The organism is Actinoplanes sp. NPDC089786, from assembly GCF_040684855.1.
Taxonomy (GTDB): Bacteria; Actinomycetota; Actinomycetes; order Mycobacteriales; family Micromonosporaceae; genus Actinoplanes.
Genome location: NZ_JBFBGU010000004.1, coordinates 110310 through 125693 on the forward strand (window position 1 = coordinate 110310; position 15384 = coordinate 125693).

The window sequence follows — 15384 nt, forward strand, 5'->3', positions numbered from 1 at the left end:
AACCGCAGCTCAGGGACGCTCGCCGGTGATGTAGCCGGCGAGCTCGCTGCGTTCGCTCTCCAGCTCGTCCATCCGGTTCTTCACCACGTCGCCGATGCTCACCACGCCGCCCAGCCGGCCGTCGACCAGCACCGGCACGTGCCGGAAGCGGCCGTCGGTCATCAGCCGTTCGACGTCCTCGAGAGAGACCTCGGGCGTCACGGTACGCACGCTCGAGGTGGCGATCCGGGTGACCGGCTCGGTCAGCACGCCGGCGCCCCGCTCGGCGATGGCCCGCACCACGTCGCGCTCACTGACGATCCCGGCGATGGCCACGCCGTCCGGCGAGACCACCACGGCGCCGATCCCGTGCTCGGCCAGCACCCTCAACAGCCCGGCCACGTTGGTGTCCGGCGTGACCGTGATGACCCGATCACCTTTGATACGCAGAACGTCGGAGATGCGCATGATTCCTCCCGGACCCAGACGGCGTTGTCGTGGTGCCTAGGTCGCGTTTCAAAATCCGGCCAAGTGCGAGGCGTGGTCGGTTTTTGGAACGCGGCCTACCCCTTCAGCATCGTCAATGCGTAGCCGGTTCGCCACTAAAGGATCATCCGAATGGCGCGGGAACACGTCCCCGCGGCCCTTGATCGGACGGTCCGTCGCGTGATGTCTGGAACATGCCTCACACAGGCTGTTTGTCCAAGATCATGCCGGGGGCTCACTTTCAAGGGAGCAAGTGTGCGCAAATTCCTCATCACCGTCCTCATCGCCGCGGGTCTGATCGCAGGGGGAACCCCTGCTGTCGCGGCGGCGCCGGTCCCCGGCACCATCGTCAGCACGACGGTCGTGACCCTGCCGGCCGACCTCGCGGCCAAGGGGACCGCGGTCCGCGTCGAGTACCGGACCACCGACATCCGCGGCGCCTCCATCACCGCCACCGGCCTGATCCTGACCCCCAGGACCACCCTGAAGAGGAACCGGGTCGTCGTCTGGGCCCACGGCACCACCGGGCTGGCCGACCACTGCACCCCGTCGACCAACTTCCAGGTCTTCTGGCCGGAAGCACGCAAGGCCGTCCTCGAACTGCTGCGCCGGGGTTACACCGTGGTCGCGCCGGACTACCCGGGGCTCGGCACCCCGCAGCAGCACCCGTACCTGGTCGGCGACAGCGAGGCGCGGTCGATCATCGACATCGTCAAGTCGGCCCGCATCCTCTATCCCGGGCTGTCCACCAACTACGTGATCGACGGCCACTCCCAGGGCGGCCAGGGCGGCCTCTTCGCCGGTGAGATCGCGCCCGGCTACGACGGCAACCTGGTGCTCAAGGGTGTCGCCGCCATCGCGCCGGCGTCGAATCTGGACCTGATCGCGCCGGCCATCCCGGGCACCGAGGGCCAGGGCTACCTGGTGATGGCCGTGGCCGGGCTGGCCGCCGTCGACTCGAGCGTCAAGCCCGCCCAGGTCTTCGCGCAGCCGGCCAAGACGGCGGCCGCCTCGCTGGGCGACCAGGACTGCCTCTACCAGATCCTGGAGGCGTTCGACGACCTGGAGGCGGACGAACTCGTGCCCGGCGGCGTCGTGCCGCAGAGCATCGTCGACAAGCTCGGCCAGTACGGCAATCCCGCGCAGCGGGCGCCGACGGCGCCGATCCTGATCGTCCACGGCACCCTGGACGAGGCCGTGCCCTACGAGATCACCCGCGATGCCCTCGTGCCTCAGCTCCAGTCCTGGGGAACGCAGCCGGTCCAGCTGATCACCCTGACCGGCCGGAACCACGACGGTGCCGTCTTCGACTCCACGGTGACCGTTGCTGATCAGGTCGACCGCTGGCTCGGTTTCACGCCTCCGGGCTACCGGTAGCACCGGAACGGAGGGATGCGGTTCCGGCCGCATCCCTCCGGCCGCCCATTCCGGGTGGTGATCTCGACCGAACGGACGGTTGATCACCAGTGGGCCCCGATGGGTAGGTTGGGCGGCGGCTATGAAAGACCGCGATGAGTGACCATGGGCAGGGCGACCTCGGCGAACCGCTGCTGGTGCGCCGATACCTGCATTCCCCTGTGCGCGGCGGCGCCGCGACGCAGACCGACGTGCGCTGGCCCGTGGGCACCGACCACCCGACGGTGGTGTCGCCCGAGGAGCTTCCGGCCGTCCTGCCGGCCGCCGAGCCGGTCCTCTACGGCACGCCGCTCGCCCCGCCCCGACGCCGGCGCGCGGTGATGCTGGCCGCGGCCGGTGCGGTCGCCGCGGCCGGGCTTGCCACCGCGGGTTACGCGCTGTTCGCCCCCGACGACTCGACCGGCCGTGCGCCGCTGATCGCCGGCGCCCGGCCACCGGCCCGGCCGTCCCCGTCCGAGGGCGCGGTGGCCGCGCCGGAGAAGCCGTTCGAGGACGGGACGCCCACCGCCGACCCGGCCACCGAGAACGGCGGCCGCTCGGACACCGAGAACGGCGGCGGCTCGGACACCGAGAACGGCGGCGGCTCGGACACCGAGGGCACCCCGGAGCAGACCCGCGCCGCAACGCCTCAGGGCGAGACCGTGCGGGAGAAGCCGGCCGAGCAACCCGCGCGCACGCCCAGCACGCCGGCCACCACCACCCCCGCGACCGAGGGCGCGAAGAACCCGCTGCTGCTCGCGCCCGCCGCGCGGACCGGCCGGATCACCGCCGACGACGGCCGCTGCCTCGACCTCTTCGCCAACAACCCGGCCGACGGCAACCGCATCCAGCTCTTCACCTGCAACGGGACCAGCGCACAGACCTTCACCCTGGCCACCGACGGCACGCTGCGGGTCCGCGACATGTGCGCCGACGTCAGCCGCTGGGCCATGGTCCGGATCACCGGCTGCGGCGACCGCGACGTCACCCACTGGCGGGTCGGCGGCAACGGCACGCTGACCAGCGCGTCGTCCGGCCGCTGCCTGACCCGCCCGGCGGCCGGCCGCGAGTCGGTCGCGATGACCCGCTGCTCCGGCAGCGCCGCGCAGAAGTGGGCGCTGCCCTCCTGATCCGGGCCCGGACCTAGGCGCGCATCACGGTGGCGATCGGGATGCCCGCCGCCCGCAGCGCCGGGACGGCGCCACCGAGAATGCCCGCGATCAGGCCGGCGATGATGCCGGCCACGCCCGCGTCCCACGGGAAGACCACGTCGGCCAGGAACGGCTCGCGGTCGCCCAAGAACATGCTGACCAGGCGCAGGGCGCCGGCGCCGGCCCCGATCGCCGCAGCCGCGGTGAACATGCCGGTCAGCAGCGTCTCGGTCAGCACGATGCCGGCCAGCAGCAGCCGGGGCGTGCCGACCGCCCGGCGCAGCGCGAACTCCTCGACCCGCTCGCCGACGCTGGCCAGGCCGACGTTGAGGATGCCGGCCACGCCGATGAGCAGGACCAGGCCGGCCATCGCCAGGAAGATCAGCCGGATCAGCCGGAGTTCCTTGGCCATCTCCTCGCGGGACTGGACGGTGTCCACGTACGCGTCGGCGCCCACCGCCTTGAGCCGGGTCTGGAGGACCTGGGTGACCGGGGTCGAGGCGGTCAGCAGCACCTGGAGATCGCCGGAGGGGCCACCGTTCGGCGCCGCGGCCTGCTCCCCCGCGTTCCAGCGGTTCACCTCGTCCAGCCGCGCGTAGGCGGTCGGGCTGGGGTTGGCGTCGTCGACCACGCCGACGAACCGGGGCGTGACCGTCTGCTGCTGGCCGTTCATCCGCATCTGGGCGGGCACGTGATATTGCTGGAACGCCTTGGCCGCGGCCTCGTTGAGGACCAGCCGGGGCGCCACCGACGGCACCGTGGCGAAGTCGAGCCACTGGCCGTCGCGCTGGCGGTACGGGCGGAACACGCGTACGTCTCCGGTCAGCGCGCTGAGCCGGACCTCGACCGCCTGGCCGGCGGGGGCACCGCCCGCTTCCGGCCCGGGACCGCCGCCCCAGTTCTCGCCGATCGGCGAGCCACCCTCGTTGACCGGCCGCACCCCGGGCTCGCCGATGATCGCTTGCATGCCGACCATGGCGATCACGTCGTGCCGGCCCTTGGTGACGTCCAGCACGATCTTGGTGGTCTTCGGCTCGGCGCCCAGGTACATCGTCTTGCTGCCCTCGACGCCCTGCTGGAGCTCGATGTCGGCGAACATGGCCTTCTCGGCGATGCTGGCGCCGGCCTGCACGACGACCACCGCGAGCACGCCGAGGAACAGGCTGACCATGGAGAGCAGCGTGCGCAGCTTGCGGGCGCGGATGCCCTGGATCCCGATGACGAGCGCGGAGCGGCCGCGGCCGGAGAGCCGCCTCACGCGAGCACCCGCTCGTTCAGGACCCCGTTTTGGAGGTCGAGGGTACGGCCCATCCGCGCCGCGTGATCCCGGTCGTGGGTGACCAGGATCAGGCCACAGCCACGCTCGGTGGCGGCGTGCAGCGCGTCGATCACCAGCGTGCCGGTCTCCAGGTCGAGGGCGCCGGTCGGCTCGTCGGCCAGCAGCACCCTGGGGTCACGGACCAGGGCCCGGGCGATCGCCACCCGCTGCTGCTCGCCACCGGAGAGCTTGGCCGGCTTGTTCTTGGCCAGGTGCACGATGCCGACCTGTTCGAGCGCGGCCAGTACCCGTCGCCTGCGCTCCCGCCGGGGCAGCCAGCCCTGGCCGTTGACCAGCGCCATGGCCACGTTCTGGGCCGCGGTCAGGTGCTTGAGCAGGAAGAACCGCTGGAACACGAAGCCGAACTCGGCGCTGCGGAGCCGGGCCGCCTTGCGCTCGGGCAACCGGCTGATCTCCTGCCCGTGCAGCAGGTAGCTGCCCTCGTCCGGCCGGTCGAACAGGCCCAGCACGCTGAGCAGGGTGCTCTTGCCGGACCCGGACCGGCCGACGATCGCGACGCTCTCGCCCGGGTCCACCCGCAGGTCGACGCCGTCCAGGATGACCCGGGGCTGCTTCTGGCCCTTGAGCGTCTTGCGGATCCCGCCGAGCTCGATCAGCGCGGTCATCCGTTCGGCCCGGAGGGGTTGGCGTTCGGGTCGCCGGCGGCCGGCGGCGCGTCCGGCAGGTCCGGTCCGGGCACGGCGATGGTCTCTCCGCCCTTCAGACCGGTTTTGATCTCGATGAACCGGCCGTCGGTCAGCCCCAGCGTGACGTTGACGGTCTTCCGGGTACGGCCGTCGGCGACCACGTCGACCTTGCCCTTGCCCTGGCTGCCCGCGACGGCCTCGATCGGCAGCACGAGCGCCTTGGCCGCCTTGCCGGTGATCACCTCGAGGGTCACCTCGGCCCCGTTGATCAGCTTGACGCTCTTCGGCGCGGTGCAGACCAGGCGCAGCCCGGTCGACTCGGAACCGCCCGCCGGTGTCTGCTCCTCGGGGTTCTTCGGATCCGGGGCGGGCTGGGTGGCGCCGGGACCGGGCGTCGGCGGGGTGGTCGGCTCGGGCTCGGGGATGGTGCCCTCGGGGAGGGCGGCCACGGTGCCGAGCGGCTTGCAGGCGAAGGGACCGGGTCCGTTCTTGATCTGACCGGTCACGGACTGGGCCGAGCCGTTGAGCCGGTAGGCCTGGGCGCTGTCGATCTCGGCCACGACGCCGTACCCGGCGTGCTTGGCCGAGATGATCGGCATGCCCTCGCTGACCTGGGAGCGGTCCGGCATCAGGCGCCCGGCCAGGGTCGAGCCCTTGGGGATCTCGACCTCGGTCTTCTCGCCGTCCCACCAGACCGACGCCACCCAGGTGTCGTTCCGGACCGGCGTCCGGGTCGGCTCCTTGTCGAGGTAGCGCACCTCGCCCGCGGTCGGCGCGACGATGCCGAAGACCGGGTCGATGGCGACCTTGCCGGTCAGGCTGATCTTGTTGACCACGTCCTGGCGCACCGGCTTGACCGTGGTGAGCACCGTGCCCGGGGCGTCCAGCGCGGGCGTCTCGACGCCTTCGGCCGACCCCGTGCACGCGGCGAGACCCACGACAGCCGTGAGGGCGATCGCCACCCGAGCCGCCCGTCCTGTACCCAATTCGAGCCTCCTTCACCTTCGGCTCGCAGAGGGTACAGAACGGGGTCAAAGTGTATCGACCCGGTTACGCCGGGTTGTTGGCGTGGGTGAGCGTCTCCCACGCGATGAAGACATTGTTCGACCCCCGACCCAAATATCAAGGGCTGCCTATGGAGCGGTCATCACCTCGCGCACCTCGACCGGCTGCTGGATCGGCTTGCCGCCCTGGGCCGGAGCGGCGCTGCACCGGGCCGCGATCTCCACCGCGCGGTCCGGCGTCGCCACGTCGACCAGCCGGAACCCGGCCAGCCGGCCCTCGACCGGGGCCTGGCTCGCCTCGGTCGCGGCGCCGTCGGAGACCACCACGGTCACCGCCTGGCCCACGCCCTGCGAGTCGATCAGCTCGCCCGAGGCGTTCAGCTCGGCGTCCAGCGCGACCTGGAAGTCGATGTGGGCACGGATGTCGGCCGGGTCCCACTCGCCCATCGGCGTGTCGCAACCCCGGCCGCCCTCGTAGTTCTGGATCAACAGGTACTTCGGCATCTCGGCTCCCTGACGTTGGTGTGGCCTGTGCCCGTGGGTCGGAGCCGGAACGGCGTACTCGACATGGTTTCCCGGGTTTTCCGGCCCCGGCCTTCTTCCCGGACCGCCGAACCGGCACGATGGGACGGTCGTCGATGCTCGGGGAAGGAGGCGGCTTGTTCGGCCAGGCACTGCGGACCGCCCGCCGCAGGTGCGGACTGACCCAGGAAGAGCTCGCCGCGGACAGCGGCGTCAGCGTGCGCAACATTCGCGACCTGGAGACCGGACGCATCGCACGGCCGCGCCCCGCCACCGTCCGGCGGCTCGCCGAGGCGCTCGGCCTGAGCAACGACGACCGGACGTCCTTCCTGACCGCGGCCGCGTCCCCGGCCGAACCGCCGGCCGTCGCGCCCAGCCGGCACCGGCCCCGGCCGGCCCAGATGCCCGCCGACACGGCCGTCTTCGTCGGGCGCACGGCCGAGCTGACCGAGCTGGACATCTCCGACGACGCCGGAAAGCTGCCGGTGGTGTGGACCGTCACCGGCCCGGCCGGAGTCGGCAAGACCTGCTTCGCGGTGCACTGGGCGCACAGCGCGGTCGACCGGTTCCCGGACGGTCAGCTCTACGTCAACCTGCGCGGGTACGGGCCGGGCGAGCAGGTGCCGCCGACCGAGGCGGTCCGCGGCTTCCTGGACGCGCTCGGCGTGCCGCCGCACGCCGTGCCCGACGACCCGGCCGCGCAGCTCAGCCTCTTCCGCAGCGTGCTGGCCGGCAAGCACATCCTGATCGTGCTGGACAACGCCCGCGACGCCGCCCAGGTGCGGCCGCTGCTGCCCGGCACGGCCGGCTGCGTGGTCGTGGTGACCAGCCGCAACCCGCTGCACGGGCTGGTCGCCACCGCCGGCGCCCGGCCGATCCGGCTCGAGATGCTCAGCACGGCCGACGCGGCCGGCCTGCTCACCCGGCGGGTCGGTGCGGCCCGGCTGGACGGCGACACCGACGCGGTCCGGGCCATCATCGACCGCTGCCAGCGGCTGCCGCTCGCGCTCGCCGTGGTGGCCGGGCGCCTGGTCTCCGAGCCGATGCTGACCGCGACCCGGGTGGCCGGCGATCTGGCCGCCGGGATGCCGGCGTTCGCCAGCGACGACGAGCACACCGACCTGCGCAGCGTGTTCTCCTGGTCGTACCGGATCCTCTCGCCCTGGGCGGCGCGGCTGTTCCGGCTGCTCAGTCTCAACCCCGGTCCGGACGTGTCCGAGATGGCGGCCGAGGCGCTGGCCGGCGGGCCCGCGACCGAACTGGTGGCCGAGCTGATCCGGACCCAGCTGCTCACCGAGCGGGCGCCGGGGCGGTACACGATGCACGACCTGCTGCGGTCGTACGCGAGCGAACAATGCCTGCGCACCGACGACCCGGCGGAGATCCGCGCCGGCCGGGCCCGGCTGCTCGACGCCCACCTGCTCTGGTCGTCGGCGGCCGCGCAGACCCTGGAGCCGTTCCGGGAGCCGGTCGACGAACGGGCGCCCGACCTGTTCGCCGACGACGACACCGCGATGACGTGGCTGGCCGCCGAGCGCGCCAACCTGCTCGCGCTCGTCACCATGGCGGCCGATCAGGGTTTCCCCGGCCGGACCTGGCGGCTGGCCTGGGCGCTGACCACCTTCATGCAGCGCCGCGGCCACTGGTACGACCTGATCCGCGCGCACCAGATCGCCCTGGAGGCCGCGCGCCGGGCCGGCGACATCCGGGGCGAGATCCACGCCCACCGCGGGCTGGCCCGGGCGCTGTTCCGGCTGGAGCGCTTCGACGAGGCGCGCGTCCACCTCGATCTCGCGCTGGCCCAGGCCACCAGCCTCGACGACGTGCTCGGGATGGCCCGGGCCCGGCACGGCCTCGGGTACACCGCCCAGCAGCAGGGCCGGCAGGACGAGGCGTTCGAGCACCTGTCCGAGGCGCGGCGGCTGTTCGAGGGCGCCCAGAACGTCGAGGGCGTCGCGGACGCGATGACCAGCATCGCCTGGTGTCACACGCTGCTCGGGCAATCGGCCGAGGCCCGGGACAACGCGCAGAAGGCGGTCGAGCTGTTCATCACGGTCCGCAACCGGCACGGGCAGGCGGTCGCGCTCGACACGCTCGGTCGCGCGTACGCCGGACTGGGCGACCCTCGGCGCGCGGTCACCCACCACCAGCAGGCCCGGCAGGTTTTCCATGAGCTCGGCGACCGGTATTCCGAGGCCGAGGCGTCCCGGCACCTGGCCGAGGCGCATGAGGCGGCCGGCGACCCGGTGGCCGCGCAGAACGCCTGGCAGCGGTCGGATTCGATCCTGGCCGGCGTCGACAAGCCGGTCGCACGGTCCTGACCCGAGCTGTATATCGCCGGCGGTGGAGCCGGAGCGGGCCCAAGGAGCCCACCACCCGGCCGCCCGTCCACCGCCGGCGAGAACCTGAGCGGCGGCCCTGGAGGGCAGGGCCGCCGCACTCGCGCCCGGATACTCCCCGTACCCCCGAGCGACTCCCCCGTGAGCGTCGCTTGCGGTTCCATCCCGGCGTGGTGTCCACTCTGGTGCATCCGGGACACCGGCAACAGGCGACCGACCGGCGATTGACCGGCGATTCGCAGCGGTAGCCTCCGTGTGGTGGACACCTCCTGGATCGAGGACGGCCCGGCCGACGGGCCATTGATGATCTTCCTGCACGGCTGGCCCGAGCGCGGCTTCATGTGGCGGGCCCAGCTCAGCCACTTCGCCGCGCGGGGCTGGCGGTGCGTCGCGCCGGACATGCGCGGTTACGGCTCGTCGGTGGTTCCGGCCGACACCTCCGCGTACGCGCAGCGGGAGATCGTCGCCGACATGGTCGCGCTGCACGACGCGCTGGGCGGGCCGCCCGCCGTCTGGGTCGGTCACGACTGGGGCAGCCCGGTGGTGTTCTCGCTGGCCGCCCACCACGCCGCGCGGTGCCGGGCGGTGGTGAGCCTCTGTGTGCCGTACCTTCCCCAAGGTTTCGCCCTGGCCAACCTGGTGCCGCTGGTCGACCGCGACCTGTACCCCGAGGCCCGCTTCCCGGACGGGCAGTGGGGCTACTACCGGTGGTACACGGCCGACTTCGACCGGGCCGTGTCCGACTTCGAGGCGTCGGTGCCGAACCTGGTGAAGCTGATGTTCCGGCCCGGCCACCCCGGCACGGTCGGCCGGCCGTCCCGATCGGCCGACGTGGTGCCGAACGACGGCTGGTTCGGCCCGGCGCGGCAGGCCCCCGACCTGGGCGACGACCAGCTGCTGCTGTCGCCGGAGGAGTTCACGGCGACGGTCGCCGGGCTTACCCGCACCGGCTTCCGCGGACCCTGCGCGTGGTACGTCAACGACGAGGCCAACATGGCGTACGCGTCGTCCGCGCCGCGCGGCGGCCACCTGGCGATGCCGGTGCTGTTCATCCACGCCACCTACGACGCGGTCTGCGACACCGTGCATTCGGCGCTGGCCGATCCGATGCGCGCGGCCTGTACGTCGCTGACCGAGGACACGATCAACGCCGGCCACATGGTGATGCTGGAGAAGCCGGACGAGGTCAACCACGCGATCGCGACCTGGCTTCGCGCCGCCGCCCTCTGACCGGCCTGCCCTAACCCTCGAAAACGCCGTGGGCGGGCGGCCCGGCCGGGACAATCGGCGGTATGACCCGGTTCCTCCCGCCCCTCCGGCTCGAACACCTGGTGCCCGCGTGCGCCGTGGCCGTCGTGCTCGTGGTGGTGACCGGACCCGGCTCGCCGGGGGCGGGGACCGGCGCCCGCTGGGCCGCCCTCGCGTTGCTGGCCGCGCCCGCGGTGATGATCTACATCCATCGGCCGGCGGCCGCCCTGGCCTCCGTGGTATGCGCGTTCGGGTGGGCGCTGTTCGGGCCGGGATACGGCTGGCGGGACTTCCTGCCCTTCGCGTACGCCCTGGTCACGATCATTGTCGCGCGGCGCGCCGCGGCCGTCGTGGTGCCGGTGGCGCTGCCGCCGCTGATGGTGCCCGTCCACGAGGAGGAACGGCTGTTCGCCGACGCGCCGCACGAGGTGCTGGTCGACGTGCACCTGCCGGGAACGACGTTCGCCGCCCCGCATCTGGTTGACGAGCCGGTTCCGGAACCGGTGGAGGTCGAGGAGTCGGCGGGGCACCGGCCGCCGGCGGGGCACTTCGAGCAGCCGCCCTGGCCCCGGGACTGGCCGGTCGTGGCGCGGGTGGCCGGGGTCTCGGGTGGCGTGGCGCTGGCGGTCGCGGGCGGCCTGTTCGCCTGGTGGCAGGTTTCCGACCAACCAGTCGGTAGCGGGGCGTGGCTGCTCGCGGCCGGCGTCGGCGCGGCGCTGGTGGCCCGGGCCCGGGAACGCCGCCGGGCGGTGCGGCGGTTGTTCGGCACGGTGCAGCCGGTCCGCCGCGCCCGCGTCGTCGACCAGCTCGGCTACGTGCACGTGCTGGTGCCGGCCGCGGACGGGCGTACTGCGGTGGAGTTCGGGATCGACACCGCCGACGACTGGTCCACCGACGACGAGGCGGGCGACCCGCAGACCCGGCCGGCGCTGCTCTACGGTGACCCGGCGCCGGGCGAATGGTGCGCGGTGGTGGTCGACGGGCGGCTGCACGTGCCGGTGGAGCCGGTCGGGGCGGTGACGGTCGTCCCGTACGACGCCGACCACGGCCTGCCGCGCGAGATCTCCGACGACGAGGAGCAGCTCGTCGACCCGGACGCGCTCCGCGCCGACGACCACCTGCTGCCGCCCGGGGTGATCCGCGAGCACCGCGTCTCGCCGGCCCGCGCCTGGTGCACGGTCGCCGCGATCGGGCTGGGCACGGCGTGCGCGGCGGCCGAAGGCATGCACGTCGCCGGGTACGGCGGTGACTGGCCGTCGGTCGCGGTGGTCGCGCTCGCCTCGCTGGCGGCGGTCGAGTTCGGGTGGCGGTGGCAGATCCGGGAGCGGCTCTACTGGAACGTCGGCGGCGTCACGGCGGTCGGCTTCCGGGGCACCGTCTCCGAGCCGTGGACGGTCGACACGGCCGCGGTGCACGACGACGAAGGGGCGGTCACGCTCGCGGTCGGCGACTCGGTGCTCACCGTGCCGGTGCCGCCGCCGTGGCCGCGTACCTCATCGCAGCGCACCCGCGACCAGCTCGTGGCCGCCCTGCGCGACGCCCGCTGGCAGGCCTTCGCCACCGACGACCGGCCGCCGCCTCCCCCACCTCTGGTCCCCCGCCGCCCGCTCCTGCTCGTGGCGGCCTGGGCGGTGGCGGTCGCGGCGGCCGTCGCCCTATTCGCCGACTAGAACGGGCTCCTTCGCCGCGGGCCTCGGGGCCGGGGCCGTCTGGACCGCGCCGATGCTGGCCGCCACCACCAGCACGATCGCCGCCAGCTCGGTCGCGTTCAGCGCCTGGTCCAGGATCGCCCAGCCGGCGCCGGCCGCGATCGCCGGGCCCAGGCTCATCAGCACCGCGAAGGTCGCCGTCGGCAGCCGGCGCAGGGCGATCAGTTCCAGCGAGTACGGCAGCACCGACGACAGCACCGCCACCGCGCAGCCCAGCACGAGCACCCGCGGCTCCAGCAGACCCGGACCGGCCCCGGCGATCCCCAGCGGCAGCGACAGCACCGCCGCGACGCCCATCGCCAGCGCGAGACCGTCGGCCTTCGGGAAGCTGGCCCCGGCGCGCGAGGAGAGCACGATGTACGACGCCCAGCACACCCCCGCCGCCAGCGCCAGCACCACACCCAGCCAGTTCAGCCGGTCGAAGCCACCGCGGCCCAGCAGCAGCACGCCCGCCACCGCCAGCCCCGCCCACAGCCACGCCGACCGGCGCCGCGCGGCGATCACCGACAACGTCAGCGGCCCGAGCACCTCGATCGTCACCGCCGGCCCGAGCGGGATCCGTTCGATCGCCTCGTAGAACACCGTGTTCATCGCGGTCAGGGCCAGACCGAACGCGCCGATCACCGCCCAGTCCGCGCGGCTGCGACCCCGCAGGGCCGGGCGGCAGACCGCGAGCAGCAGGAGCGCGCCGACGGTCAGGCGGATCGCCACGACCGACCAGATGCCGGCGTACGGGAAAAGGGTCGCCGCCACCGCGGCGCCGGAGTGGACCGACAGGCCGCTGGCCAGAACCAGACCCACGCCTACCGACCGTGATCTCACGTGGCCCCACGCTACGGCCGCGATCACCCTCGGCGGAACAGATGGTTACGCAGCTCACCGCCAGCTCACCGGCGGTGACGATTCGGTATAGGTAGCGACCGGATCCGGGTAACCGGGTCGACGGAGAACAACCCGATCAGTAACCTCCCCGCTCGAAAGATCAACGGGGAGGAATTTCTACAGTGGCATTCACCCGCCTGCGCCGGCTCGCCGCCGGTGTCGTGGGCGCGCTCCTGGCCGCGGCGCTGGCACCCGCCGCCGCGCCGGCCGCGTCCGGGCTCCAGATCGACTTCGACGACCTCATCCTGGTCGCGCCGACCAGCCAGACACGGTGGATCGGGGTGTCCGGCGACCAGCCGGGCGCCCTGCACGACGTGACCATCACGGTGGACTCGTCCGAGGCGGCCGGCGTCGCCGTGATCCGGCCGCTCTTCGACTGGAACACGCCCTGCAAGGCCACCAGCAAGACGCTGCTGACCTGCACGTACGAGTCGCTGGCGCGCGCGGGGAGCGGCTGGCTGGCCGAGGACCTGTGGATCCGGCCGGTGGAGGGCGCGAAGCTCGGCGCCGCGGGTTCGGTCACCATCAAGCTGACCAGCCGCGAGGGCGCGGCCGGCCGCACGTCGGCGATCGAGATCGGCGAGGCGGTGGCGCTCGAGGCCGGCCCGTCGACCGGGGGCCGGGCGAAGCCGGGCGACATCATCCGGACGCCGCTCAGCGTCAAGAACGCGAGCGAGACGGCGGTGAACGGCGTCGAGCTCTTCTTCTACATCGACCCGTGGTACACGCCGGCCAAGAAGTTCAGCAACTGCTGGTACGCGGTCAGCGCCGGCTACTGCCACTTCGACACCGTGCTGGACGCGGGCGCGACCTACGCGGCCAGCGAGGCCGCCCCGGCGCGGGTGCGGCCGGACTACCCGGCGCCCGGCATCGTCTCGCCGTCGTACACCTGGCACACCGTGGCCGACAACCGCAAGAACGTCGCGCTGGTCAAGGCCCGTAAGGCCACGAAGGGTACGGCCGGCGCGCTGCGCCTCACCAAGCAGGCCGCGGCCCGCAAGGCCGCCCACCCGCAGACCGACAGCAGCCCGTACGACACGCAGTACTCGATCACCGAGGTCACCGGCATCCAGACCGCCGACGTTGCGGCGGCCGGCGCTTCCGTGCGCGGGGCGACGGGCGCGACCGTGAAGGCCGCGGTCGGCGTGAAGAACAACGGCCCGGCGTTCGCCAAGGGCTTCCCCGAGGCCGCCGCGGTGGCCACGGTGAAGCCGCCCCGGGGTGTCACGGTCGTCGACGTGCCGGCCGGCTGCGCGGCCAAGGGCGCGACCTACGTCTGCACCACCGACGTGCTGACGATCGACCCCGGCACGTCGGTGCTGTGGACGTTCGGGCTGCGGATCGACCAGGGCGGGCCGCTGACCGGGACCGTGTCGTCGACCTCGGTCACGGCCGACGCCAACCAGGGCAACAACACCGCTCAGCTGCTGATCAACCCGCCCGGTGGCGTTCCGGCCGACGCGGCCGGCGGCTCCGGCGGGGCCGGCGGTGGCGCGCTGCCGATCACCGGTGCGCCCGCGGCGCTGCTGGCCGTCGGTGGGGCCGTGCTGCTGATCGGGGGCGCGGTCGCGTTCACGATCGCCCGCCGGCGCCGGGCGCGCTTCGTCGCCTGATTCCGCCGTTTTCGCCGAGCCCGGGCTGTCGCCCGGGCTCGGCCTGTTTCAGGAAGCCCCGGCCTGGGCTTTCCGGCCCCGGGCGGTTTCAGGAAGGCCGGGCCCGGGCTTTTCCGGCCCCAGGCTGTTTCAGGAGGCCCGGGCCACCGCGGCGGGGACGCTCGGGTCGAAGAGCAGCGTCAGATGGTTGGCGTCGGCCCGCTCGATGGTCAGCCGCGGCAACTGGGAGCGGCCGGCCTCCAGCGCGGCGTCGGTCAGGAACGGGGCGGCGTTGTCGTGGGCGCCCCGGGCGGCGGCGATGAGGTGGGCGGGCTGACCGGTGCGGGAGAGCGCCCCCAGCGTCGGCGGCCCCGACAGCGTGTCGGCCGCGTCCTCGATCAGGCGATCACGTTCGAGGCGCGGGCGCCGGCCCCCGGCCAGCATGTACTCGGCCCATTCCAGCATCGGCTGCCGCAGGTCGGGCCGGTTCGCGATGGCCTTGCCCTCGGCGACCTCGGCGTACTTCTCGGCGCTGGGCCAGTTGCGGTCGAGCCGGCGGGCGACGAACCCGAACAGCAGCCGGACGATCGGCCGGCGCAGCGCGAACCGACGCTCCGGAGCCACCCCGCCATCGAGCATGATCACGCACCGGGCCCGGTTGCCGAGCTTGGCCGCCACCAGCGGCGCCAGGAACGCGCCCATCGAATGTCCGACCACGATCACATCATGGAGCTGCAGCGCGTCGGCCATCCGCAGCACCGCCTGAGCATGCGCGGCCAGCCCCGGCCCTTCCGGCACCCCGGTCGACCCGCCGCGACCCGGCAGATCGGGCGCGACCACCCGCATGTGCGGAAGCGACCCCGCCATCGCGCTCCACACCTCCGACGTGCTGGTCAGCCCATGCAACGCGAGCACGATCGGCGACCCCGACGGCGGCCCCCAGTCCGCCACGGCCAGGCCGGCGACCACCCGCCGTCCGTTCATCCCTACCCCCACAGCCCCTGACCCAGCGAGACGGATCATCATCGAGGAGTCAGCATAGGCGTCACCACCAGCACCGACCGCGACCACGCCGATCACACCGTGGATTGACGAACGTGGCGGCCATTCAC

General features: G+C 73.1%; 13 protein-coding genes. 6 read left to right on the plus strand and 7 right to left on the minus strand.

Translation table 11 applies throughout. The features are described 5' to 3' along the window. Positions 1-9: 9 nt before the first annotated feature. A complete protein-coding gene (locus AB0O15_RS16930; RefSeq protein ID WP_364319230.1) occupies positions 10-447 on the minus strand; it encodes a CBS domain-containing protein in 438 nt (145 codons plus the stop codon). A 273-nt stretch (positions 448-720) separates the two neighbouring features. Between AB0O15_RS16930 and AB0O15_RS16935 the strand changes: the two genes are divergently transcribed. Next, positions 721-1842 (plus strand): alpha/beta fold hydrolase, encoded by a 1122-nt coding sequence (locus tag AB0O15_RS16935; RefSeq protein WP_364319232.1) that lies wholly within the window; start codon positions 721-723, stop codon positions 1840-1842. A gap of 134 nt (positions 1843-1976) precedes the next feature. Next, a complete protein-coding gene (locus AB0O15_RS16940) occupies positions 1977-2990 on the plus strand; it encodes a ricin-type beta-trefoil lectin domain protein (protein WP_364319234.1) in 1014 nt (337 codons plus the stop codon). Positions 2991-3003: 13 nt separating this feature from the next. Here AB0O15_RS16940 and AB0O15_RS16945 read toward each other — a convergent pair whose 3' ends face one another. From AB0O15_RS16945 to AB0O15_RS16960, 4 genes are all read right to left on the minus strand, one after another. Beyond that, a complete protein-coding gene (locus AB0O15_RS16945; RefSeq protein WP_364319236.1) occupies positions 3004-4269 on the minus strand; it encodes an ABC transporter permease in 1266 nt (421 codons plus the stop codon). Further along, positions 4266-4955: an ABC transporter ATP-binding protein gene (locus AB0O15_RS16950; RefSeq protein ID WP_364319238.1), complete on the minus strand. Its 690-nt coding sequence runs from the start codon at positions 4953-4955 to the stop codon at positions 4266-4268. The genes AB0O15_RS16945 and AB0O15_RS16950 overlap by 4 nt, the downstream gene beginning before the upstream one ends. After that, positions 4952-5962, minus strand: coding sequence for an efflux RND transporter periplasmic adaptor subunit (locus AB0O15_RS16955; RefSeq protein WP_364319240.1), 1011 nt, complete (start codon positions 5960-5962; stop codon positions 4952-4954). The genes AB0O15_RS16950 and AB0O15_RS16955 overlap by 4 nt, the downstream gene beginning before the upstream one ends. A 147-nt stretch (positions 5963-6109) precedes the next feature. After that, positions 6110-6484 carry a hypothetical protein gene (locus tag AB0O15_RS16960; RefSeq protein WP_364319242.1) on the minus strand — a complete coding sequence of 125 codons (375 nt, stop codon included), beginning with the start codon at positions 6482-6484 and terminating at the stop codon, positions 6110-6112. A 155-nt stretch (positions 6485-6639) separates the two neighbouring features. Here AB0O15_RS16960 and AB0O15_RS16965 point away from each other — a divergent pair, with 155 nt between their 5' ends. The 3 genes from AB0O15_RS16965 to AB0O15_RS16975 all read left to right on the plus strand — a co-directional run bounded on the left by AB0O15_RS16965 (position 6640) and on the right by AB0O15_RS16975 (position 11759). Next, positions 6640-8823 (plus strand): tetratricopeptide repeat protein, encoded by a 2184-nt coding sequence (locus tag AB0O15_RS16965; protein WP_364319244.1) that lies wholly within the window; start codon positions 6640-6642, stop codon positions 8821-8823. A gap of 276 nt (positions 8824-9099) precedes the next feature. Then, positions 9100-10071, plus strand: coding sequence for an alpha/beta fold hydrolase (locus AB0O15_RS16970; protein ID WP_364319246.1), 972 nt, complete (start codon positions 9100-9102; stop codon positions 10069-10071). 62 nt (positions 10072-10133) lie between these two features. Beyond that, entirely contained in the window at positions 10134-11759 is a 1626-nt protein-coding gene (locus AB0O15_RS16975) for a hypothetical protein (RefSeq protein ID WP_364319248.1), read from the plus strand. On the opposite strand, the gene AB0O15_RS16980 is transcribed toward AB0O15_RS16975, so the two are convergent. Beyond that, entirely contained in the window at positions 11745-12599 is an 855-nt protein-coding gene (locus tag AB0O15_RS16980) for an EamA family transporter (RefSeq protein WP_364319253.1), read from the minus strand. The two genes, AB0O15_RS16975 and AB0O15_RS16980, sit on opposite strands and share 15 nt — an antisense overlap. A 203-nt stretch (positions 12600-12802) precedes the next feature. Here AB0O15_RS16980 and AB0O15_RS16985 point away from each other — a divergent pair, with 203 nt between their 5' ends. Beyond that, positions 12803-14293, plus strand: coding sequence for a hypothetical protein (locus AB0O15_RS16985; protein WP_364319255.1), 1491 nt, complete (start codon positions 12803-12805; stop codon positions 14291-14293). A 129-nt stretch (positions 14294-14422) separates the two neighbouring features. Here AB0O15_RS16985 and AB0O15_RS16990 read toward each other — a convergent pair whose 3' ends face one another. After that, entirely contained in the window at positions 14423-15256 is an 834-nt protein-coding gene (locus tag AB0O15_RS16990) for an alpha/beta fold hydrolase (protein WP_364319257.1), read from the minus strand. Positions 15257-15384 lie beyond the last annotated feature (128 nt).